This is a genomic window from Streptomyces sp. NBC_00271 (assembly GCF_036178845.1).
GTDB lineage: Bacteria > Actinomycetota > Actinomycetes > Streptomycetales > Streptomycetaceae > Streptomyces.
Genome location: NZ_CP108070.1, coordinates 249,452 through 269,855, shown reverse-complemented (window position 1 = coordinate 269,855; position 20,404 = coordinate 249,452). Strand labels below are relative to the sequence as shown.

Below are 20,404 nucleotides of genomic sequence, written 5' to 3'. Positions count from 1 at the left end.
CCTAGCGTCGGCCCCAACCGACAGTCGGCCGATGCGTGGAGGAATGGTCATGGCCACCGAAGCACACGAATTCACCCTGCCCGGCGCGGATCTCCCGCAGCCCGACGCCGAACTGCGCAAGAAGCGCGAGGCGGTCGTCCTGCAGCACACGGTCGCCGAGATCGCCTGGGACATCGACGGCGTGCTGGCCACCTTCCCGCGCGGCGGTGTCTACCGCATCCAGGCCTTCGAAGAGGGCCCGCTGATCGGCGAAGAAGCCATCAAGAAGGGCTACTTCGCCGACCTCAAGGCCGCCTTCCCCGGCCTCGAGCACGAACTGCACCACGTGCACCACACACCCACCGCCGTGATCCTCGAGGCACAGGCCCGCGGCAGGCAGCAGGCCGACTGGCGCGGCATCCCCAACCGCGGCAAGTCCATCGACGCCCCCGTCGCCGTCTTCTTCCACTTCGACGGCGACGTCCTCATCGACGAGACCCTCTACTTCGACATCGCCACCTTCCAGCGCCAGCTCGCCTGACCCTCCCCCTTTTCACGGGCGCGGGCGCGGGCACGGCGGGGCCCGGATACCGGTGCGGCCGGTACCCGGGCCCCGCCATGCCCGCGCCCGGGTGCCGAGCGGGGCTCGAGGAGGACTTGAGCAGGCGTCCGTAGCGTCGACGGCGCCCTACCGGCCCGCGCGCGGGCGCGGGCACCAGGGCGCCGCGGGCCGGACCGGTCACGGCGATGAGCATCTCGCACGACCCGCCTCCAGAAAGGATGCTCGGATGAGCACCGTCAACCCCCCATCCCCGGGCGGTGACACCAGGAGGGTGGTCTTCTGGGCCATCCTCACCACCAGCCTCGCCTCGTTCATGGCGGGACTGGACAACCTCGTCATCATCACGGCGCTGCCCACCATCCGGGAGAAACTCGGCGGCAGCCTCACCGACCTGGAATGGACGGTCAACGCCTACACCCTGTCCTTCGCGGTCCTGATGATGTTCGGCGCCGCCCTCGGCGACCGTTTCGGCCGCCGCAAGGTCTTCAGCCTGGGCCTGCTGCTGTTCACCGCCGCCTCCGCGGCCGCCGCCCTCGCCCCCGGCATCAACGAACTCGTCGCCGCCCGCGCCGTCCAGGGCGTCGGCGCGGCCATCATCATGCCGCTGTCGGTGACCCTGCTGACCGCCGCCGTGCCCGCCGAGAAACGCGGCGCGGCCCTGGGCATCTGGGGCGCCGTCAACGGACTGTCCATCGCGGCCGGCCCGTTGGTGGGCGGCGCCATCGTCGAGCACCTGTCCTGGCAGTGGATCTTCTGGCTGAACGTGCCGATCGGCCTGGCGCTTGCCCCGCTGTCCTTCCGCAAGCTCGCCGAGAGCCGCATCGCCCACTCCCGCCTGGACGCCGTCGGCACCGCCCTGGCCAGCCTGGGCCTGTTCGGCATCGTGCTGGGCCTCATCAAGGGCCACGGAGACGGCTGGACATCCCCCCAGGTCCTGGGCGCACTGATCGGCGGCACCGCCGTGATGGCCCTGTTCGTGGTGTGGGAGAACCGCACCGAACACCCGATGGTGCCGATGCGGATGTTCCGCAACCGCGCCTTCACCGCGATCAACCTGGCCGGCGCCCTCATGTCGGTCGGCATGTTCGGCGCGATCTTCCTGATGACCCAGTTCCTGCAGAACATCCAGGGCTACACCGCCATGCAGGCCGGCGTACGGCTGCTGGCCTGGACCGCCATGCCGATGGTGGTCGCCCCCATCGGCGGCATGGTCTCCGACCGCATCGGCGGCAAACCCGTGGTCACCCTCGGCCTCGCCATGATGACCGCCGGCATGGTCTATTGGGCGTTCGTCCTCAAGCCGGACGTCTCCTACGCCGCCCAGCTGCCCTCCCTGATGATCTGCGGCGCCGGCATGGCCCTGTTCTACGCCCCGCTGATGAACCTCACCATGGGCTCGGTCGCCGAACACGAACAGGGCATCGCCTCCGGCGTCACCGCCGCCACCCGCGAGGTCGGCGCCGCCCTCGGCGTGGCCCTGCTCGCCTCCATCTTCAGTGCCAACGGCGGCTACGCCTCACCGCGCAACTTCGTCGACGGCCTGGTGCCCGCGATGTGGGTGGGCGCCGCCGCGGTGGCCCTCGCCACCTTCGCCATGCTGGGGGCGCCCTCCCGCCGGCGGGCCGCCGTGAGCGCCCCCGTCGCGCAGGCCGCCCCCGCGCAGGAGAGCGCACCGGCCCCCCTGCACTGACCTGGCGCCGGGCCGGCGCCACCCCACGGGTGGCGCCGGCCCGGCGCTATCCCGTGAACCGGCGCGCCAACGCCCCGACGAACCGAGGACGCGTGACTACTCCCCCTCGTGAACGAGGGGGCTTCTCATCAAGCTGGTTGGGCTTGACGACGGGCCAGCCCGGCCCGCAGTACGTTGGAAGCCCCTACGACGTCGGCGTGTGCGGTGTGGCCGCAGGCCTGGCAGTGGAACTTTTCCTGGGTAGGCCGGTTCTCCTTGGCGACGTGCCCGCAGTCGGGGCAGGTGCGGGAGGTGTTGCGGGGATCCACGGCGATCACTTCCCGTCCGGCACCTTCCGCCTTGGCGGCCAGGATCGCGAGGAACACCCCCCACCCGGCGTCGGCGATGCTTCGGTTGAGTCCGGCCTTCGCCGCGGCTCCGTTCGGGGCGTAGGTTCCGTCCCCGTTCGGGCGCGGCTCGGGGGCCTTGCTCATGTTGCGGATCTTGAGGTCTTCGTGCGCGATCAGATCGTTGTCGCGGACGAGACCGAGCGCGGTCTTGTGTGCGTGGTCGAGGCGTTGGCGGCGCACCTTGCGGTGCAGGGTGGCGACGCGTTCCACGGCCTTGCGTCGTCGCTTCGACCCGCGCTTGCTGCGGGCGAGGGCCTGTTGCGCTGCCTCCAGCTTTTTCGCGGCGTTGCGGCTGTGGCGCGGGTTGTCGACGTGCCGGCCGTCGGAGGTGGTCAGAAACGAGGCGATCCCCAGATCGATACCGACCACGGCTCCGGTCGCGGGGAGCGGTTCGGGCGGTGCCTGGTCGGCCGTGAGGATCACGTACCAGCGGCGCCCTTCACGCTTGACGGAAACGGTCTTGACCTTCCCGGCCACCGGCCGGTGCTGCTTGACCTTGACGTGCCCGACGCCCTGGAAGCGGACACGGGTCTGCGGATCGTGCGGCGTGGAGTCCCACCGGCAGCCGTCCCCGTCCTTGGGGAAGTCCACCGTGTCGAACCGGCGCACACCCCGGAACCTGGGGTAGCCGGGAGCCTCACCGGACTTGATGCGGCGGAAGAACGCGGTGAACGCCTTGTCCAGGCGGCGCAACGTCGTCTGCTGCGAGGAGAAAGACCACCGGCCCTGACGCTCCGGATCGAACGCCCGAATGTCCTTGAGCTGTCCGGACTGCTGGCCGTAGCGCACGGTCGTCCTCGACGCGTGCCGGTACGCGGACCGCCTCTCTTCAAGCGCCCCGTTGTAGAGGGAGCAGTGATCCCGCAGCATCTCGCCCAACGCCTGGGTCTGACGCATGGTCGGATACAGAAGGAACTTGTACGCGCGGATCAATGGAGTCACCCCCTCCAACTCGTGTGATCAACGTAGTGCACGCCACTGACAACGGCGGTCCGCCTAGCGGCGAATCGCCGCCCCTTGCCCCGCTCCGCGGGAGCTTCGTTTCACCCCCCGGCTGAAGCCGGGGGTACCCACGAAGGAGACAGGATGGCCATTGAGGAGATGAAGGTCCGCGACGCCTTCCGGATCACACCGTCGCAACTGCCGGACAACCGGGGCCTGTTCTTCGAGGCCTGGCGGCTGGGCGGCCTGACCGCGGCCGGCGGCCAGCCGTTCACCGTCCGGCAGGTCAACTTCTCCGTCTCCCGGCGCAACACACTGCGCGGCATCCACGGCACCACGCTGCCGCCGGGCCAGGCGAAGCTGGTGACCTGCGTGCGCGGCGCCGCCCTGGACGTGGTCGTCGACCTGCGCGTCGGCTCCCCGACGTTCGGCATGTTCGACACCACCCTGCAGGAAGCTCGCTCCGGCATCGGCGTCTACCTCGCCGACGGCCTCGGCCACGCCTTCCTCGCCCTGAGCGACGACACCTGCATGAACTACCTGTGCTCCGAGGAGTACGTGCCCGGCACCATGGTCGACATCCAGGCCCTCGACCCCGACATCGGCATCCCCTGGAACACCACCGGACAACTCATCCGCTCCGACAAGGACACCCACGCCCCCAGCCTCTCCGAGGCCGCCGCCCGCGGCCTGCTGCCCACCTACGAACAGGCCCTCGCCTCCTACCAGCCCGCGGCCCCCGCCGGCCCCCGCCCGTAACCTGACGGGTGACGCCGGCTGCGGGAGGTGCGGTGATCGAGTGTGTCCGGGCGGTACTGCTCACGCCCGCCGGCCGGCTGCTGCTGATCCGCCGCACCTGGCCGGGCGCCACGCCCTACCGGGTGTTTCCCGGCGGGCACGTCGAACCGGACGATCAGGGCCTGCGCGCGGCCCTGGTCCGTGAGATACGCGAAGAGACCGGCGCCGAGCCGCAGATCACGGGCCTGCTGCACGTACTGGCCGACGCACACCAGCGGCAGTATTTCTACCTGGCCCGCATCGGGTCCTGGTCCGAGGCGGACCGCACCGGTCCGGAGTTCGCCGACCCGGACCGCGGCGAGTACCGGCTCGAGGAAGTCCCGCTGAGCGTCCGGGCGCTCGACGCCCTCAGCCTGGAGCCGGAGGAGATCGCCGCACTGCTGCGCGCCGCGGTGACGGCCGGGACCGATCTGGCCGCCCTGGCGGATCCGGCACGGTGAATCCGGCGGCCGGCACCAGGAACCCCGCCGCCAGGAGCCTGGCCGCCGACGGCCGCCGGGGGTGAACCGGCCTGCCCTGTCCGCAGGTTGGAGCGAGCCCGGCGCAGGACTTCACGTGCTTTCTCTCGAGGCCTGGCGGATCTTTACTCACCCCGGAACCGGGGGGCGCGGAGAATCAGGTTGATCAGCATCCGGCCAGTCGATCAGGCGCGGACCCCGCACGCTGTGGCGGAGGCCATCGTTCCGCGGGCGGGAGGCGAGGGGGGCGTCAACTCCTGCCCGCCCGGGGAGTGCGGCCGTGCACGGGCACCCGCCACTTCTGTTGAAAGTGCGAACCGGTTTGCTCCGGTCGCCGATCTGGGGGCACCGACCTAACCTCGGTTGAGGCCGACAGTGACCAATGGGGCAGTTGTTCAAGATGGGAGAACATCGTGAATGACACATTCCGCAGCCACTGGGGGCGCACCTTCGCCGTAGGAACCCTGACAGCGGCCCTGCTGTCCGGGGGAGCAGCGGGCGGTATCGCGATAGCGGCCACCGGATCCCAGCATCCGGCCGCACCCGCGGCGACACCTTCGACATCGGCGCCGGAGACGTCGAAGACGACGACCACCGCGCCGTCGCCGACGACGACCGCCAAGCCGTCGCCCACGACGACCACCAAGCATTCGCCGAAACCGTCGCCGTCGAAGACGCACAAGTACACGCCGAAGCCGAAGCCGACTCCGTCGAAGACGCACAAGTACACGCCGAAGCCGAAGCCGACTCCGTCGAAGACGCACAAGTACACGCCGAAGCCGAAACCGTCGCCGACGAAGACGCACAAGTACACGCCGAAGCCGAAACCGTCGCCGACGAAGACCCACAAGTACACGCCGAAGCCGACGAAGACGGCGCACCCGACCATGACCGCCAAGCCGACCAAGACCTCCTAGCCCTGACCGCCGGGGCACGTGACACGCCCGCGCCCCTGAGGCGCGGGCGTGTCCGTCGGAGACTTCGCCCTCCCCTCCTCGCACAACCATCCGGCGTCCGGTACGTCTGATGCGGTATGAGGGCGTGGTGGGCGGACAGGAAGCGGCGGTATGCGGCCGTGGTGTGTGCAGTGGTACTGGCGGCGGCCGGGGCAGGCGCCGTCGCCCTGAAAACCCGTCACCCGGCGCAGGCGCCCGGGGCCGTGCTGACGTTCCGGTCCGTGCTGAACACGTTCTACCTGCCGCGCTACACCGCGCCCGGCCATGCCCCCTGGGCCCCCGAATACCGGATCCGCCTGGCCGCGGCCGCGGCCCCGTCCGGCGGGAGCCAGGGGTCCGCCAGGCAGGTCGAGGCGGATTTCGACCTGTCCGTCTTCAAGGGGAAGGCCGACATCTGGGGGGAGAACAAGGGCTACGGCTGCGCCCGGTCGGGCTTTCGCGTGACCTGCGCGCTGCCGGACATCAAGTACGGGGAGGGAGCTGATTTCCTTCCCTTCCAGGTGAAGCCGAAGCCCGGTACGGCCTTGGGCCCGGCCGGGTCCATCGTGGTGACCGTGCACAGCGCCGACGCGCCCACCATCCGGCACACCACCCGCGTGATGGTCGGCTCGCCGTATCTGACCACCCGGAACAGGAAACTGACGGGGGTGCGCCCCGGGGGCGAGGTGCGGCTGACACCCGCCTTCGGCAACCGGGGGGACACCGGTGTCGACGGCGGCATCACCGTCATGGTGGCGGCGGACGGCAGCACCCTGGTGCCCCGGTACGGCAACTGCCGCTACAACAAGGCGGCAGCGGCCACCGAGGCACAGTGCGACTTTCCCGGCCCGCTGCCCGCGGGGACGGCGTACGAGACGGACCATCCGGTCATCGCCGTGACCGGCCAGGACACGAGGAGCGGCAGCCTGCACTACAGCGTGTGGCCCACCGCCGATCTCGACGGTCCGTCACAACTTCCCGGGCGGGCTGTGCGCGGCACCGGTGAAGTGCTGCGGCTTCGCCCGGTGAACGGCGGCGCGTTCACCGGGAGCGAGTCGTACAGGAGCCGGGGAGCCGCCGGGGCACTGGACTTCGAGACCACGCGGGTCGACGACGTGGAGGCCGTCGGTTTCTCCATCCGGGGCAGGGTGGGCGAGGAGGTCCGGACCGAGGTGCCGTATCCGAGGGGCTACCGGGGCGACACGATGTGGGTGACGCTCCCCGACGGCGTCAGCCTCGTCACCCGGCCACCGCAAGACCTGCAGAGCGAGGACTCCTACTGCCGAAAGGGCTCGGCGAAGGGCGGTCCCGTCGCCTGCGGGCCGGGGGCCGAGCCCTACGCCGTCGTCCTGCTGGTGCGTATCGACAAGCGCGTCGAAGGGGCCCGCGGCAGCGTCACGGTCCCGCCCGGTCCCGCCGCCGACCCGGACCAGGACAACAACACAGCCCCGGTGACCGTGGAGTACGTCCCGTGACCGTCCCGTGCCGCAACGGGCGCCCGGTCAGCCGAACTGGCCGGGCTGGTAGTCGCCGGCGGGCTGCCGGACGAGGACGTTCACGCGGTTGTAGGCGTTGATGAGGGCGATGAGGGAGACCAGCGCGGCGAGCTGGTCCTCGTCGTAGTGCTTGGCGGCGTTCGCCCAGGCCTCGTCCGTGACCCCGCCGGCCGCGTCGGCGATGCGGGTGCCCTGCTCGGTCAGCTCCAGGGCGGCGCGCTCGGCGTCGGTGAAGACCGTGGCCTCCCGCCAGGCCGCGACCAGGTGGAGGCGTACCGCGGTCTCCCCGGCGTGCGCGGCGTCCTTGGTGTGCATGTCGGTGCAGAAACCGCAGCCGTTGATCTGGCTGGCGCGGATCTTCACCAGTTCCTCCGTCGCGGCCGGCAGCGCCGAGTCCGAGACCGCCTTGCCTGCCGAGTTGATGTGCCTGAGGACCTTGCCTGCGACCGGGTTGCCGAAGAGGTTCAAGCGGGCGTCCATGGTGAGCTCCTGTGCCGTTGCCGATGGTTACACCTTCCTGACGGATCAGCCCGGCAGGATGTGACAGCACCGGAAAAAAAGCGCGTCATCTCCACGCCCGGTCGCGCCCCCGGGAGCGCGCTCACCGGCTCACAGCGCGGCCTTGTGCTTCAGGGGCTCCCACCAGGCGCGGTGGTCGCGGTACCAGGCGAAGGTCTCGGCCAGGCCCTGGGCGAAGTCCTTGCGGGGGCGGTAGCCGAGCTCGCGGGAGATCTTCGTGCAGTCCACCGAGTAGCGCAGGTCGTGGCCGAGCCGGTCGGGCACGTGCTCGACGCTGTCCCAGGTCGCCCCGGCGAGGTCGAGCAGCAGGGTGGTCAGTTCCTTGTTGCTCAGCTCGGTGCCGCCGCCGATGTTGTACACCTCGCCCGGCCGGCCGCCGGTGCGCACCAGTTCCAGGCCCTGCACGTGGTCGTCGATGTGCAGCCAGTCCCGGACGTTGAGCCCCTGCCCGTACAGCGGGACGCGGTGTCCGTCGAGGAGGTTGGTGACGAACAGGGGGATGACCTTCTCGGGGAAGTGGTGGTGGCCGTAGTTGTTGGAGCAGCGGGTCACCCGGACGTCTAGGCCGTGGGTGCGGTGGTAGGAGAGGGCGACGAGGTCGGAGGAGGCCTTGGAGGCGGCATAGGGGGAGTTGGGGCGCAGCGGGTCGCTCTCGGGCCAGGAGCCCTCGGCCAGAGAGCCGTAGACCTCGTCGGTGGAGACGTGCAGGAAGCGGGCCGGGCCGCCGGGCCGGCGCAGCGCGGCGTCCAGCAGGGTCTGGGTGCCCAGCACGTTGGTGGTGATGAACTCGGCGGCGCCGAGGATGGAACGGTCGACGTGGGACTCCGCGGCGAAGTGCACGATCTGCTCGTGGCCGGCGACGAGACCGGCCACGAGGCGGGTGTCGCAGATGTCGCCGTGGACGAAGCGGAAGCCGGGGTGGGAGCGGACCGGGTCGAGGTTGGCGGGGTTGCCGGCGTAGGTGAGTTTGTCCAGGACGGTGATTTCGACGCCGCCGGGGCCTGCCGGGCCGAGCAGGGTGCGTACGTAGTGCGAGCCGATGAACCCCGCTCCGCCGGTGACGAGGATGCGTGTGGTGGTCATCTGATCCCTCCGTGGATACTCCGCTCTTCAGGGCGGAGAGGAAACGGACTCCTGCGGAGCCGGGCGAGGAGCGACGTGAACGCGGCAAAGAACCTTCTGGCTGCCGGGCCGGCAGTGTCCGGGTGCGGAGCTGGTGCAGGACCTCAACGGAGAACTCCGGGCGGGCAGTCGGCGGCGAAGCACGAACCCTCACGGCGTGAGCCGTTGGGATCCCCCTCGTTCACGAGGGGGAGAGGTCAAGATGAGATCTGCACCTTGCTGTGGTCGCCGAGGATGAGCCGGTGGGCGGCGGGGACCCGGGGTGCGGGGGTCACCTCCACATTGCGTCCGATGATCGAGGCCTCCACGCGGCGGGCGCCGCGCACCGAGGAGCCGTCCAGGACGATGGAGAACTCGATCTCGCTGTCGGTGATGCGGCAGTCGTGGGAGATGGAGGTGAACGGGCCGACGTAGGAGCCGGCGATCACGCTGCCGGTGCCGATGACGGCCGGCCCCACGATGCGCGAGCCGCTCACCCGGGCGCCCTCGTCGATCTGCACCCGCCCGATGATCTCACTGGTGTCGTCGACGTCGCCCTCGATGCGCGGCTCGGTCTGCTCCAGGACGGAGCGGTTGACCTCCAGCATGTCGCCGACGTTCCCGGTGTCCTTCCAGTAGCCGGAGATCGTCGTGGAGCGCACGTCGCACCGCTGGTCGATGAGCCACTGCAGGGCGTGGGTGATCTCCAGTTCGCCGCGCCAGGAGGGCGTGATGGCGCGGACGGCCTCGTGCACGGCCGGGGTGAACAGGTAGACGCCGACCAGCGCGAGGTCGCTCTTGGGGGCCTCGGGCTTCTCCTCCAGTCCTATGACCCGTCCGTCCGCGCCGAATTCGGCGACCCCGAACTGGCGCGGGTCGGGGACCTGGGTGAGCAGGATCTGGGCGGCGGGCCGCTGCGCGCGGAAGGCGTCGACGAGGGAGGAGATGCCGCCCACGATGAAGTTGTCGCCCAGGTACATGACGAAGTCGTCGTCGGCGAGGAAGTCCCGGGCGATGAGGACGGCGTGGGCCAGGCCCAGCGGCGCGTCCTGGGGGATGTAGGTGACGGTGAGGCCGAACTTGGAGCCGTCGCCGACGGCTTGCATGATCTCGTCGGCGGTGTCCCCGACGACGATCCCGACCTCGGTGATGCCCGCGTCCGCGATCGCTTCCAGGCCGTAGAAGAGCACCGGCTTGTTGGCCACGGGCACCAGCTGCTTGGCGGATGTGTGGGTAAGGGGGCGCAGGCGGGTTCCGGCCCCGCCGGAGAGTACGAGAGCCTTCATGAAGGTCAGGCTAGGAGCGGGCACTTGAGCCGGGATGGGGGATGAGCCGCGCCCACAGGCCCCCTCCAGGGCGGCTCGAGAGGCGGTGGGGATCCTCGGGTGACACGGCGGGGCGGGCGGCTGCGCCTGCCCGCTTCGGTGACGCGAGCCCAGGAAGGCTTGAGGCGTGACTACTCCCCCTCGTGATCGAGGGGGCTTCTCGTCAAGCTGGTTGGGCTTGACGACGGGCCAGCCCGGCCCGCAGTACGTTGGAAGCCCCTACGACGTCGGCGTGTGCGGTGTGGCCGCAGGCCTGGCAGTGGAACTTTTCCTGGGTAGGCCGGTTCTCCTTGGCGACGTGCCCGCAGTCGGGGCAGGTGCGGGAGGTGTTGCGGGGATCCACGGCGATCACTTCCCGTCCGGCACCTTCCGCCTTGGCGGCCAGGATCGCGAGGAACACCCCCCACCCGGCGTCGGCGATGCTTCGGTTGAGTCCGGCCTTCGCCGCGGCTCCGTTCGGGGCGTAGGTTCCGTCCCCGTTCGGGCGCGGCTCGGGGGCCTTGCTCATGTTGCGGATCTTGAGGTCTTCGTGCGCGATCAGATCGTTGTCGCGGACGAGACCGAGCGCGGTCTTGTGTGCGTGGTCGAGGCGTTGGCGGCGCACCTTGCGGTGCAGGGTGGCGACGCGTTCCACGGCCTTGCGTCGTCGCTTCGACCCGCGCTTGCTGCGGGCGAGGGCCTGTTGCGCTGCCTCCAGCTTTTTCGCGGCGTTGCGGCTGTGGCGCGGGTTGTCGACGTGCCGGCCGTCGGAGGTGGTCAGAAACGAGGCGATCCCCAGATCGATACCGACCACGGCTCCGGTCGCGGGGAGCGGTTCGGGCGGTGCCTGGTCGGCCGTGAGGATCACGTACCAGCGGCGCCCTTCACGCTTGACGGAAACGGTCTTGACCTTCCCGGCCACCGGCCGGTGCTGCTTGACCTTGACGTGCCCGACGCCCTGGAAGCGGACACGGGTCTGCGGATCGTGCGGCGTGGAGTCCCACCGGCAGCCGTCCCCGTCCTTGGGGAAGTCCACCGTGTCGAACCGGCGCACACCCCGGAACCTGGGGTAGCCGGGAGCCTCACCGGACTTGATGCGGCGGAAGAACGCGGTGAACGCCTTGTCCAGGCGGCGCAACGTCGTCTGCTGCGAGGAGAAAGACCACCGGCCCTGACGCTCCGGATCGAACGCCCGAATGTCCTTGAGCTGTCCGGACTGCTGGCCGTAGCGCACGGTCGTCCTCGACGCGTGCCGGTACGCGGACCGCCTCTCTTCAAGCGCCCCGTTGTAGAGGGAGCAGTGATCCCGCAGCATCTCGCCCAACGCCTGGGTCTGACGCATGGTCGGATACAGAAGGAACTTGTACGCGCGGATCAATGGAGTCACCCCCTCCAACTCGTGTGATCAACGTAGTGCACGCCACTGACAACGGCGGTCCGCCTAGCGGCGAATCGCCGCCCCTTGCCCCGCTCCGCGGGAGCTTCGTTTCACCCCCCGGCTGAAGCCGGGGGTACCCACGAAGGAGACAGGATGGCAGACAACCACCGTGAACTCGTCCAGCGCTTCGTCGACATGATCAACGCTCATGACGTGAGCACCATGAGCGAGCACACCGCACCCGGGCACATCGACCACAACCCGGTCGTGGAGGACGGCATCGAGGCGAACACGGCGTTCTGGGAGCAGATCTTCGCCGCGTTCCCCGATGTCAAGGTCGTCACCCACGACCTGGTCGTGGAGGGGGACCGCATCGCCGGGCGTTTCGAGTACTCGGGCACCCACCAGGGCACGTTCTTCGGCGTCGAGGCCACCGGGCGGCCGCTGAACTTCCAGTCGATCGACTTCTGGCGGGTCGAGGACGGGCTGCTGGCCGAGCACTGGGACCAGCTGGACATGGCGGGGCTGTTCCGCCAGCTCGGCGTCGACATCCACGCCGGCCAGGACGGCCGGTAGCCGTCCTCGGGCGCGGGCGGGCGGCCCGGCGCGCACCGTGTGCGCGCCGGGCCGCCCGTGCGTGTGCCCGTCCGTGAGCTGGTACGGGCCGGGGCGTGCGTGTGTTGTCTATACGGGGCCGGGGCGGGCCGCGGCCTGTTCGACGGCGTCGGTGAGCCGGGCGTGGGCGAGGAGGGCCTCGGTGTGCGGGGTGAAGTCCTCGCGGTCCAGGACGGCCCGGGCGAAGACGCCGGCGATGTTGGTGAAGTGGGCGTCCGGGGCGAGGCGGATCTCGCGGACGGCGCCGCCGCGCTCGACGTGCAGGACGGGGACGTGCTCGTCGGGGGTGCTGAAGGCGCGTTCCAGGCGCAGCCGTCCCTGGCTGCCCCACAGGTCGTAGCCGCTGCGGTAGGCGTGTTCGACGCCGTAGGCGAGCTGGGCGGTGGCCCCGCCGGCGGCGGTCAGCAGGGCGCCGCCGGCGGGCGCCGGCCCGTGTGCGGTGGCGGGGCTCACGTGGGCGCCGGCTACCCGCAGGTGCGGGCCGAGGAAGAGCTGGGCGGCGCGCAGCGGGTAGGCGGCGACCTCGGGCAGGGTGCTGGCCCGCCGCGGGGTGCCGTCGGCGTCGCGGCGCAGCGGGATGCCGAACTCGGAGCCGAACAGGCGCAGTTCGCCGATCAGCCCGTCGTCGAGCAGCTGCTGGATGCGGGCGTGCTGGGAGTGGTGGAGGAACATGAAGCTCTCCATCAGCAGCAGGCTGCGCTCGCGGGCGAGGGACACCGCCTTGTCCGCGTCCGTGAGGCGGGCGGCGAACGGCTTCTCGCACAGCACGTGCTTGCCGGCCTGAAGCGCCCGCAGGGTCCACTCCACGTGCAGTTCGGGCGGCAGCGGCAGGTAGACGGCGTCCACGTCGTCGCGCTCCAGCAGCCCGGCGTAGCCGGCCACCGGGGTGCCGCCGAACCGGCCGGTGAACGCCCGCGCTTTTGCGAGGCTGCGGCTGGCGATCGCGGTCACCTTGACGAGCGGCTGGCGGGCCATCGAGGGCAGCATGCGCCGCTCGGCGATGTCCGCGCAGCCCAGCACCCCGATCCGCAGTACCGGCCCGCCCGCTCCTCCTGTGCGCTCGGGCCCGTTCACCTGGCGTACGCCCCGCCGCGGGCCCAGGCTGCGCGCAGTGCGCTCAGCAGGGTCCGGGCCTCGATGTTGAGGTAGTTGCTGTGCCGCAGCAGGTCGGACAGCTGGCCGGCGGTCACCCACAGGAAGTCTCCGGGTACGTCGACGGGGAACTCGCCGCCCACTTCCATCAGGACGTAGCGGTTGCCGGCGTGGTGGAAGCGGCCGCCCTCCTCGGACTGCACGGTGTCGTACAGCAGCGTGCCGGGGTCGGCGCGCAGGACGAGGTCGAGGTAGCGGGGCCGGCGGGGGAGCGGCAGGGTCAGGGCGCGGCCGGGCTGGCACTGCACGGTGGGGCCGAGTTCGGCCACGTCCAGGACGCCGGCCTCGGAGCGGGCGTGGGCGAGCAGGTGCGGCACGCCGCCGATGCGGCGCACCAGGAACGCCGACAGGCCCTGTTCGGCTGGCGCGAGCAGGGGCTGGGTCCAGCGGGTGACCTCGCGGTTGGCGGCGGCCACGGACGCGGCGATGACGGTGAAGTGGTGGCCGCTGTCGTGGGCGATGGCGTCCTCGGTGCGCCGCCAGTTCTGCACGGCGGCCAGCGGCATGCTGGTCTGCACGAGCTCGCGGTGGGCCTTGATCTCGGTGAGCCGGTTGAGGAGGTGCTCCATGCTGTGCAGCGGGGGTCCTTCGTCGGCGTACGAGGGGATCAGCGACAGCACGGTGCGGGCGTCCATGTTGACCACGTTCGACTCGCGCAGCAGCTGGTGGATCTGGCCGAGGGTCAGCCAGACGAAGTCCTCGTGCGCGGGGACGGGGCCGAGGGCCTCGACCACCATGTTCCGGTTGCGTTTGCGCAGGAACCAGGAGCCCTGTTCGGACTGCAGGGAGTCGAACAGCACCCGGGAGCCGGTCCGCGGCGGGGCGAAGTACTCGATGTAGTTCACCCGGGCGCCCTGGTGCACGCCGGTGTAGTTGCTGCGGGTGGCCTGCACGGTGGGGGACAGCTGGACGGTCTCGAGGTTGCCGGGTTCCATCTTGGCCTGCATCAGGCAGTGCAGGACGCCGTCGAACTCCTTGACGACGATGCCCAGGATGCCGATCTCGGGCTGGTTGATGATCGGCTGCGACCAGGACGCGGCGTGCCCCTCCCACTCGGCGCGCACCTGCAGGCCCTCCACGGAGAAGAACCGGCCGCTGTCGTGCACGAGGTTGCCGGTGGAGTCCGAGAAGCGCCAGCCGACCAGGTCGCGGAAGGGGATGCGCCGCACCTCGTAGCGGTTGGTGCGGCGCTGTTCGGCGAACCATTCGCGGAAGACCGGATTGGGCGTCACCGGGCTGTCCAGGGTCTGGGCCGACAGCGTGAAGCGCCGCCCCGGAGGGGTGAGGGCGCCCGGGGGCACCGCCTGGGTGATGGTCATCTGGATTCCTCCGTGGATACCCCAGCCTTCGGGCTGGGGAGGAAACGGACTCCTGCGGAGCAGGGCAGGGGAAGACGATTCGCCGTCAGGGCGGATCGTCGTTCACCGGCAACTGCCCGCGGATGCAGTGGCGTTGCCGCGCCCGGCCGGTGACAGCCAAGCCGGCCGGGCCTACCGCCGGGCTGGCGGGATGTCAGGTCTGTGGAGCTGGCGTAAGACTGCTGGGCGTACCAGCGTCCCCCGCCGTTGATTGGGGGGCAGCTGCTGTCTGAGAAGCAGAAAGCTCAACCCGCGAGGGAAGAATCCCCCTGCTTCAGCTGGGGGAGATGTCAACAGTCGTGACTCCTTCGCCGTGTGCTGCGCGCCCGGGGCCAGGCGCCGTCCGCCGCGACGGCACGCACCGCGGGCCGCACGGCGGGTTCGGCCCGCCGCCACGACGATCCGCCAGGGCGATCGGCCGTGACTGGAGAGCGCCTCGAAACGCCCCGTACGCCCGCTCGAACCCCCGTGCCTGCCGGTGCTATGTCTCCTGTCACTGCTAGACAAAGGGTGGGGGCGTCCCTACCGTGGAGCGGTATGAGAATCCTCTTTGCCAGCGCGGGCAACTTCGGGCACGTGTATCCCCTGCTTCCCTTGGCGAAGGCCGCGCGCGCCGCGGGCCACGAGGTCGCTTTCGCCACCGGCGAGCAGCTGCACCCGGCCCTGCGGGCGGCCGGCCTTGAGCCGGTGGCGGCGGGCCGCTCGGTTCCCGAGGCGTTCATGGAAGCAGTACGCACCAGTGCCGGCCTCGAACACGGCGAGGGCGACGGCGACCTGGGCGCCCAGGACGTGCCGCCCGAGGTACTGGCCGACCTGCATGTGAAGGTGTTCGGCTCGGTGCTGCCCCGCTGGGTGGCCGCCGACCTCGCCCCCGTCCTGGCCGGCGGGAGCTTCGACCTCGTCGTCTACGAGGCGCTCAACCCCGGCGCCGCCTTCGCCGCGCACCTGGCGGGCGTGCCCGCCGTCGCGCACGGCGTGGGCGTGATGGCGATGGGCCCCGAGGAGGCCCGCATCCAGGAGGAACTGCTGGCCACCGCCGCCGACCTGGGCGTGCACGTGCCCGGCGGCCAGCTGCTGGCCCTGGCCCGCACCTACATCGACATCTGCCCGCCCTCCCTGCAGGACCGCGGCTTCCTGGCCGCCCCGCTGCCCCGTATCGAGCAGCGCCCCGTCGCCTACGGCGAGCCGGGCGAACTGCCCGCGGCCATCCGGGACGCGGACGGCCCCTTCGTCTACCTGACCCTGGGCACCGCACTGGGCTCGGTGGACGTCCTGCGCACGGTCATCGAGGGGCTGCTGCCGCTCGAGATGCCGGTCCTGGTGGCCACCGGCCCGGTGGTGGACGTCGCCGACCTGGGCGAACTGCCCGAGCGGGTGGTGGCGGCCGCGTGGGTGGCCCAGCCCGAGGCACTGAAGCGGGCGGCACTGGTCGTCCAGCACGGCGGCGCCGGCACCACCCTGGCTGCACTCGCGGCCGGACTGCCCCAGCTGATCCTCCCGCAGGGCGCCGACGGACCCGCCAACGCCGCCGCCGTACGCGACGCGGGCGCGGGCGAGCTGGTCCACGCCGCCGACCTGACGGCCGGCGCGGTCACCGCACAGGCCCGCCGCATCCTGGGCGACGAGACCTACCGCGACGCGGCCCGCAAGGTCGCCACCGAGATCGCCTCCATGCCCGCTCCCACCGAAACCGCCACCCGCCTCCCACAGTTCACACCCTGACACCGGCCACGGCCCCGGGCGCCGATCCCCGGCCCGGTGTGCCTGGCTCCGGCCTGCGGGCGTCCGGCCCCGGTCCCGGGTGCCGGATCCCCGGCCCGGTTGGGTGCCTGGTTCCCGTCCCCAGGGCGGGACTCGCCCCCGGCCGGGGCCTGCAGACCGGGCTCCCGGGAGTGGGAGGGGCAAGGTGCCCGGGGCTCCTGGCCCCGCCTCCGGGGCGCCCACCGACACCCCCCGGGGGTGTCCCGTCCGTAAAAGGAGTGACTCCCGCTCCGCCGCAGGACCGACTCCCGCACACCGGGAGGGACGGCTCCCGCTCCCGGGAGCCATCCCCGCCCCGGGACCCTGGTCCGCCCGGCCGAGTCCGCCTCGGATGCGTATCCCGCCCAACCCCCGGAGGGATACGCACCCCGCCCCCCGGGCGCCGGCCCGCCGGCCGCCCGGGCACCGGCTCCGGTGCGCGCGTGCATTCCCCCGGCACGCGCGCACCGGACGCCCCCGCCGCCGTACGGCACGACGGCGGCGGGTACGGGGGGCTAGGGCAGCGGCAGGGCAAGGCCGCGCGCGCCGGCCGGGGCGGGCAGCAGGTCCTCGACCGGGGTGTGCGGGGACGCCGCCGTCAGCGCGGCCAGCGTGGTGCGCAGCTCGCCGGCCAGCCGCACGGCCCGCGTGCGGGAGAGCACCGCGGGGGCGAACTCCAGGCGCAGCAGCGGGTCTTCGCGCCAGCGCAGCACGGTCAGGGCGGCGTCTGCGGTGACGGCGCCCGCGTGCCCGTGGTGGAAACGCGCGCTCAAGTCGCCCGCCCACGCGCGGGCGGGCAGCAGCTCGTCGCGGGCCGCGAACGTCACCGGTGTCAGGACGGGCCGGGAACGGTCCGGGCGCACCCCGAGCTCGCGCGCCAGCTCGGCGCTGTCGAGGTCCGCGCAGCCGAGGGCCTCGCTGAACGCGCAGGCGACCCCGCGCAGGAAGTAGTCGACGCCGCCCTCCAGTTCACAGCCCACCGGCACCGTCGCCGAGCACGGCGCGAGGGTGCCCAGCAGCGCCGCCGTGGCACGGCGCGGCACCTCGCAGCCCACCAGCAGCCGCTCCAGGCCCGCACGCCGGCCCACGGCCAGCGCCCACGCCGCCAGCAGCACCGTGCCGTGCGGCACCCCGGCCCGCCGGGCCGTCGCATCGGCCGCGTCCCGCAGCCGCACGTCGAGGCCGACGTGCAGCCGCTCGCCGCGGACATCGAACACGGCGGGCCGCGGCGCACCCTCCGCCAGGTCCACGGCGGCGGGAAAGCCGCGCAGCCGCTCGGCCCGCTCGGCCGCCGCCCGCAGCCCGCCCGGCCGGGCGGCCACCGTGGCGCGCCCCGCCGTATCCGGCCCGGGACGCAACCCCCGCACCAGCGGGCGCCGGTGCACGGCACGGTCGTAGTCGGCGAGCAGTTCCTGCCACAGCAGCGCCGCCGACCAGCTGTCGGCCACCGCGTCGTGGTACACGAACGACAGCAGATGCGCACCCCCGGCCAGACGGCTCAGGGCGAAGACGAGCGGCGGCCGGCCCGGCCGGCCGACCAACTGCCGTGCCCGCGCGGCCAGATACTCGTGCACCGCCGCCACCGGGTCCCCGCCCCCGCCCGCTCCCGCCGCCTCCAGAGTGACCAGCGGCGGGGTGCAGGCGGCGAGAACCCGCCGCACCGGGCCGTGCGGCGCATCCGCGAACACGGTCCGCAGGCCCTCGTGCCGCGCACCGAGAGCGGCGAGCACACGGCGCAGCGCGCCCGCGTCGAGCGGCCCGGCCAGCTCGGCACTGAGTACCCGGCACACCGCACCGGCCCCCGCCGCCCGCTCGGCGGCCAGCGCCGCCCGCTGCCCGGGCAGCAACGCCCGCACCGCGCCCGCGCCTGAGGGCGGTCCGGGCACCGCGGCCGGGACGGGCACGGCCCGCGCCAGTACGTCCGCCAGCGGGGCGGGACCCAGCAGCTGCGCCAGGTCCACGGCCAGGCCCAGCTGCCGGCCGGCACGCGCCTGCAGCCGCACGGCCTGCGCGAGGCCGCCGCCCAGCGTGATGAAGGGAGAACCCGCGGCCCCGGCCGGCAGGGTGCGCCGGTCGCGGCCGATGACGTCCGCGGCCAGGTCGAGCAGCTCCTCCAGGGGAGTCGGGCTCAGCATGGGGTGGCCCTCTCTGTGGGCAGTCGTGCCCCGATGCTGGCGCCCGTGCCTCGAAGACCGCTCGAACCCGCCCCGCACCGAGCCGCCGTTCCCGTACGACAGCAACCGATTTCAAAGGCAGGGACTCTATCACTGACAGCTGGATTTTCGCCGAAAGTGCTAAAGTTCAGTCCATGACGCCCCGAGAGCGACGCCTTCGCGAGCAGGCCCAGCGCCACCGGCTGATCCTCACCACAGCCCGCGAGATGGCCGAGTCCGAAGGCTGGGACTACGTCACCACGCGGCGCCTGGCGGACCGCATCGAATACAGCCAGCCGGTGCTCTACCAGCACTTCAAGAACAAGGACGCCATCGTCCACGCGGTCGCCCTGGAAGGCTTCGCCGAACTCGCCGCCGCACTGCGCACCGCCCGCGAGGAAGCCGGTGACCCGCAGGAGGCACTGGGCGCGGTCGCCCGCGCCTACGCCGACTTCGCCGAGCGCGGACCGGTCCTCTACGAGGCCATGCTCACCCTCGACCCGGGCGAGGACACCGGCGAGGACACCACCGGGGCGGCCGGCACGCCGGCGCCGCTCGCGGAGGTCCTCGCCGAGATCCAGCAGGCCGTCGAGCCCGTCGCGGCCGGCCGCGACAGCGGGCTGCTCGCGGAGGTCCTGTGGAGCGCCTGGCACGGCCAGGCCGCCCTCACCCGGGCGGGCCGCCTGCGCCCGGATCCGGCGCGGCAGCGGCTGGCCGCCCTGACCGACGCGCTGCTGGGCACGGCGGCCCAGCCCGTCTGACCCGGAGGGCCCAGCCCGTCCGGCCCGTCGGGACGGGCCGGACGGGCTGGGGCCGCAGCCGGTTTCGGACCGGACTCCCGGACCCGGACCGGGCTGTCATATGGGCTCTCGGAACTCTCGGGCCTGGCTGTCGGATGGGCCCTCGGACGGAACCCTCGGACGAGGCTCTCAGGCCGGGCTCTCAGACGGGGCTCTTGGCCGTCTCCTTCTCCTGCTCCGGCTCGGCAGGGCCCGCCCCGGCGGACTCGTTCAGCCGCTTGCCGAGCAGTACGAACAGCAGGATGAGTCCCACCGTGAGCAGGATGTGCCCGAGGCCCGCGGTCAGCGGTACCGCCTCGGGGACATGGTCGCCGAGCACGGTCTCGGTGCCGTGGACGAACATCATGGCGACGGTGATCGCGATGCCCGCGTTGTAGAACCAGAAGAAGTACGTGAACAGTTTCGTCCCGGACAGGGCGAACTGCTTGTCCAGGGCGAGGACGATGAGGAAACCCATCATGCCCAGCGCGAGCAGATGGGTGTGCATGAGCGCCAGCTGGGTGTCGCCGGTGAAATCGTTGGCTTTGGTGAACTCCCGGTAATACAGCCCGGAGACCACTCCCAGGATCATGTAGACGTGTGCCGCGTAGTACGACTTCCGCATCCCCGTGCTCGCTCCCTGCCGGTCAGTGCTGGTCAATTCAGGCTCTGCCGGGGGCCATTGAAGCACTCCGGAACGAACGCTTCGCCCGATTCGGGAGATCGTTCGAGCCCCTCTCGAGCAGGTCTCGAGGACCCCTGCGACGCCCCGGGCCAGGCTGGGGCGTCGAGGTTCGTCCACGCAAGGCCCACGCAGACGAAAGGCACCCCATGAGGCACTCCCGTACGGTCGCGGCCGTCGCCGCGGTCACCGGACTCTTCCTGGCCGCCGCGGGCGCGGCGAGCGCACAGGTCACACCCGGACCCGTCACCCCGCCGTCCCCCAAGGACCCGGAAGAGGCCGTATGACACCTCCGCAAGCGCCTGCGGCGGGCCGGCGTCCCGCTGCCGCCGGCGGCCCGGGGCCTGATCGTCGTCCTTCCCTCCCTGCCGTCG

At 71.8% G+C, this 20,404-nt stretch carries 19 protein-coding genes; 9 read left to right on the top strand and 10 right to left on the bottom strand.

Annotation, left to right across the window (positions count from 1 at the left end):
* The first annotated feature begins 49 nt into the window (after window positions 1-49).
* Together OG798_RS01390 and OG798_RS01385 are read left to right on the top strand one after the other, a co-directional pair.
* A complete protein-coding gene (locus tag OG798_RS01390; RefSeq protein ID WP_267059989.1) occupies window positions 50-520 on the top strand; it encodes a nuclear transport factor 2 family protein in 471 nt (156 codons plus the stop codon).
* A 247-nt stretch (window positions 521-767) separates the two neighbouring features.
* The gene (locus OG798_RS01385; protein WP_328755953.1) at window positions 768-2,231 is read left to right on the top strand and encodes a DHA2 family efflux MFS transporter permease subunit; all 1,464 of its coding nucleotides are present in this window, start codon (window positions 768-770) and stop codon (window positions 2,229-2,231) included.
* Between the two features lie 128 nt (window positions 2,232-2,359).
* Here the strand turns inward: OG798_RS01385 and OG798_RS01380 are convergent, their stop codons facing one another.
* Window positions 2,360-3,553 (bottom strand): RNA-guided endonuclease InsQ/TnpB family protein, encoded by a 1,194-nt coding sequence (locus OG798_RS01380; protein ID WP_267063700.1) that lies wholly within the window; start codon window positions 3,551-3,553, stop codon window positions 2,360-2,362.
* Window positions 3,554-3,706: 153 nt separating this feature from the next.
* Here OG798_RS01380 and OG798_RS01375 point away from each other — a divergent pair, with 153 nt between their 5' ends.
* Together OG798_RS01375 and OG798_RS01370 are read left to right on the top strand one after the other, a co-directional pair.
* Window positions 3,707-4,321 carry a dTDP-4-dehydrorhamnose 3,5-epimerase family protein gene (locus tag OG798_RS01375; RefSeq protein WP_097228325.1) on the top strand — a complete coding sequence of 205 codons (615 nt, stop codon included), beginning with the start codon at window positions 3,707-3,709 and terminating at the stop codon, window positions 4,319-4,321.
* A 32-nt stretch (window positions 4,322-4,353) separates the two neighbouring features.
* The gene (locus OG798_RS01370) at window positions 4,354-4,800 is read left to right on the top strand and encodes an NUDIX domain-containing protein (RefSeq protein ID WP_267059984.1); all 447 of its coding nucleotides are present in this window, start codon (window positions 4,354-4,356) and stop codon (window positions 4,798-4,800) included.
* 268 nt (window positions 4,801-5,068) lie between these two features.
* Here OG798_RS01370 and OG798_RS01365 read toward each other — a convergent pair whose 3' ends face one another.
* Window positions 5,069-5,716: a hypothetical protein gene (locus tag OG798_RS01365; RefSeq protein ID WP_328755951.1), complete on the bottom strand. Its 648-nt coding sequence runs from the start codon at window positions 5,714-5,716 to the stop codon at window positions 5,069-5,071.
* Between the two features lie 177 nt (window positions 5,717-5,893).
* Here OG798_RS01365 and OG798_RS01360 point away from each other — a divergent pair, with 177 nt between their 5' ends.
* Window positions 5,894-7,228 carry a hypothetical protein gene (locus tag OG798_RS01360; RefSeq protein ID WP_328755950.1) on the top strand — a complete coding sequence of 445 codons (1,335 nt, stop codon included), beginning with the start codon at window positions 5,894-5,896 and terminating at the stop codon, window positions 7,226-7,228.
* Window positions 7,229-7,255: 27 nt separating this feature from the next.
* On the opposite strand, the gene OG798_RS01355 is transcribed toward OG798_RS01360, so the two are convergent.
* From OG798_RS01355 to OG798_RS01335, 4 genes are all read right to left on the bottom strand, one after another.
* The gene (locus tag OG798_RS01355; RefSeq protein WP_121413242.1) at window positions 7,256-7,729 is read right to left on the bottom strand and encodes a carboxymuconolactone decarboxylase family protein; all 474 of its coding nucleotides are present in this window, start codon (window positions 7,727-7,729) and stop codon (window positions 7,256-7,258) included.
* 129 nt (window positions 7,730-7,858) lie between these two features.
* The gene (gene rfbB / locus OG798_RS01350; RefSeq protein WP_328755947.1) at window positions 7,859-8,851 is read right to left on the bottom strand and encodes a dTDP-glucose 4,6-dehydratase; all 993 of its coding nucleotides are present in this window, start codon (window positions 8,849-8,851) and stop codon (window positions 7,859-7,861) included.
* A gap of 236 nt (window positions 8,852-9,087) precedes the next feature.
* The gene (locus tag OG798_RS01340; RefSeq protein WP_121413240.1) at window positions 9,088-10,155 is read right to left on the bottom strand and encodes a glucose-1-phosphate thymidylyltransferase; all 1,068 of its coding nucleotides are present in this window, start codon (window positions 10,153-10,155) and stop codon (window positions 9,088-9,090) included.
* A gap of 202 nt (window positions 10,156-10,357) precedes the next feature.
* Window positions 10,358-11,551, bottom strand: coding sequence for an RNA-guided endonuclease InsQ/TnpB family protein (locus tag OG798_RS01335; RefSeq protein ID WP_267063700.1), 1,194 nt, complete (start codon window positions 11,549-11,551; stop codon window positions 10,358-10,360).
* A gap of 153 nt (window positions 11,552-11,704) precedes the next feature.
* On the opposite strand from OG798_RS01335, the gene OG798_RS01330 reads away from it, so the two are divergent.
* Window positions 11,705-12,127 (top strand): ester cyclase, encoded by a 423-nt coding sequence (locus tag OG798_RS01330; protein WP_067383410.1) that lies wholly within the window; start codon window positions 11,705-11,707, stop codon window positions 12,125-12,127.
* Between the two features lie 108 nt (window positions 12,128-12,235).
* Here OG798_RS01330 and OG798_RS01325 read toward each other — a convergent pair whose 3' ends face one another.
* Together OG798_RS01325 and OG798_RS01320 are read right to left on the bottom strand one after the other, a co-directional pair.
* Entirely contained in the window at window positions 12,236-13,240 is a 1,005-nt protein-coding gene (locus OG798_RS01325) for a Gfo/Idh/MocA family protein (protein ID WP_267059976.1), read from the bottom strand.
* Window positions 13,237-14,637, bottom strand: coding sequence for an NDP-hexose 2,3-dehydratase family protein (locus OG798_RS01320; RefSeq protein WP_267059974.1), 1,401 nt, complete (start codon window positions 14,635-14,637; stop codon window positions 13,237-13,239). Before OG798_RS01320 ends, OG798_RS01325 begins: the two co-directional genes overlap by 4 nt.
* Window positions 14,638-15,213: 576 nt before the next feature.
* Here OG798_RS01320 and OG798_RS01315 point away from each other — a divergent pair.
* A complete protein-coding gene (locus OG798_RS01315; protein ID WP_267059972.1) occupies window positions 15,214-16,398 on the top strand; it encodes a glycosyltransferase in 1,185 nt (394 codons plus the stop codon).
* Between the two features lie 533 nt (window positions 16,399-16,931).
* Here the strand turns inward: OG798_RS01315 and OG798_RS01310 are convergent.
* Window positions 16,932-18,551: a condensation domain-containing protein gene (locus OG798_RS01310; protein ID WP_328755940.1), complete on the bottom strand. Its 1,620-nt coding sequence runs from the start codon at window positions 18,549-18,551 to the stop codon at window positions 16,932-16,934.
* Window positions 18,552-18,724: 173 nt separating this feature from the next.
* On the opposite strand from OG798_RS01310, the gene OG798_RS01305 reads away from it, so the two are divergent.
* The gene (locus OG798_RS01305) at window positions 18,725-19,330 is read left to right on the top strand and encodes a TetR/AcrR family transcriptional regulator (protein ID WP_328755938.1); all 606 of its coding nucleotides are present in this window, start codon (window positions 18,725-18,727) and stop codon (window positions 19,328-19,330) included.
* Between the two features lie 181 nt (window positions 19,331-19,511).
* Here the strand turns inward: OG798_RS01305 and OG798_RS01300 are convergent, their stop codons facing one another.
* A complete protein-coding gene (locus OG798_RS01300) occupies window positions 19,512-19,973 on the bottom strand; it encodes a DUF2871 domain-containing protein (RefSeq protein ID WP_097228313.1) in 462 nt (153 codons plus the stop codon).
* Window positions 19,974-20,179: 206 nt separating this feature from the next.
* On the opposite strand from OG798_RS01300, the gene OG798_RS01295 reads away from it, so the two are divergent.
* Entirely contained in the window at window positions 20,180-20,317 is a 138-nt protein-coding gene (locus tag OG798_RS01295; protein ID WP_159055364.1) for a hypothetical protein, read from the top strand.
* Window positions 20,318-20,404 lie beyond the last annotated feature (87 nt).

Coding starts and splice junctions, on each gene's coding strand:
- OG798_RS01390 (WP_267059989.1), top strand. CDS start 50: ATGGCCACCGAAGCACACGAATTCACCCTGCCCGGCGCGGATCTCCCG.
- OG798_RS01385 (WP_328755953.1), top strand. CDS start 768: ATGAGCACCGTCAACCCCCCATCCCCGGGCGGTGACACCAGGAGGGTG.
- OG798_RS01315 (WP_267059972.1), top strand. CDS start 15,214: ATGAGAATCCTCTTTGCCAGCGCGGGCAACTTCGGGCACGTGTATCCC.
- OG798_RS01295 (WP_159055364.1), top strand. CDS start 20,180: ATGAGGCACTCCCGTACGGTCGCGGCCGTCGCCGCGGTCACCGGACTC.
- OG798_RS01300 (WP_097228313.1), bottom strand. CDS start 19,973: ATGCGGAAGTCGTACTACGCGGCACACGTCTACATGATCCTGGGAGTG.
- OG798_RS01355 (WP_121413242.1), bottom strand. CDS start 7,729: ATGGACGCCCGCTTGAACCTCTTCGGCAACCCGGTCGCAGGCAAGGTC.
- OG798_RS01340 (WP_121413240.1), bottom strand. CDS start 10,155: ATGAAGGCTCTCGTACTCTCCGGCGGGGCCGGAACCCGCCTGCGCCCC.
- OG798_RS01330 (WP_067383410.1), top strand. CDS start 11,705: ATGGCAGACAACCACCGTGAACTCGTCCAGCGCTTCGTCGACATGATC.
- OG798_RS01375 (WP_097228325.1), top strand. CDS start 3,707: ATGGCCATTGAGGAGATGAAGGTCCGCGACGCCTTCCGGATCACACCG.
- OG798_RS01305 (WP_328755938.1), top strand. CDS start 18,725: ATGACGCCCCGAGAGCGACGCCTTCGCGAGCAGGCCCAGCGCCACCGG.
- OG798_RS01310 (WP_328755940.1), bottom strand. CDS start 18,551: ATGCTGAGCCCGACTCCCCTGGAGGAGCTGCTCGACCTGGCCGCGGAC.
- OG798_RS01320 (WP_267059974.1), bottom strand. CDS start 14,637: ATGACCATCACCCAGGCGGTGCCCCCGGGCGCCCTCACCCCTCCGGGG.
- rfbB (WP_328755947.1), bottom strand. CDS start 8,851: ATGACCACCACACGCATCCTCGTCACCGGCGGAGCGGGGTTCATCGGC.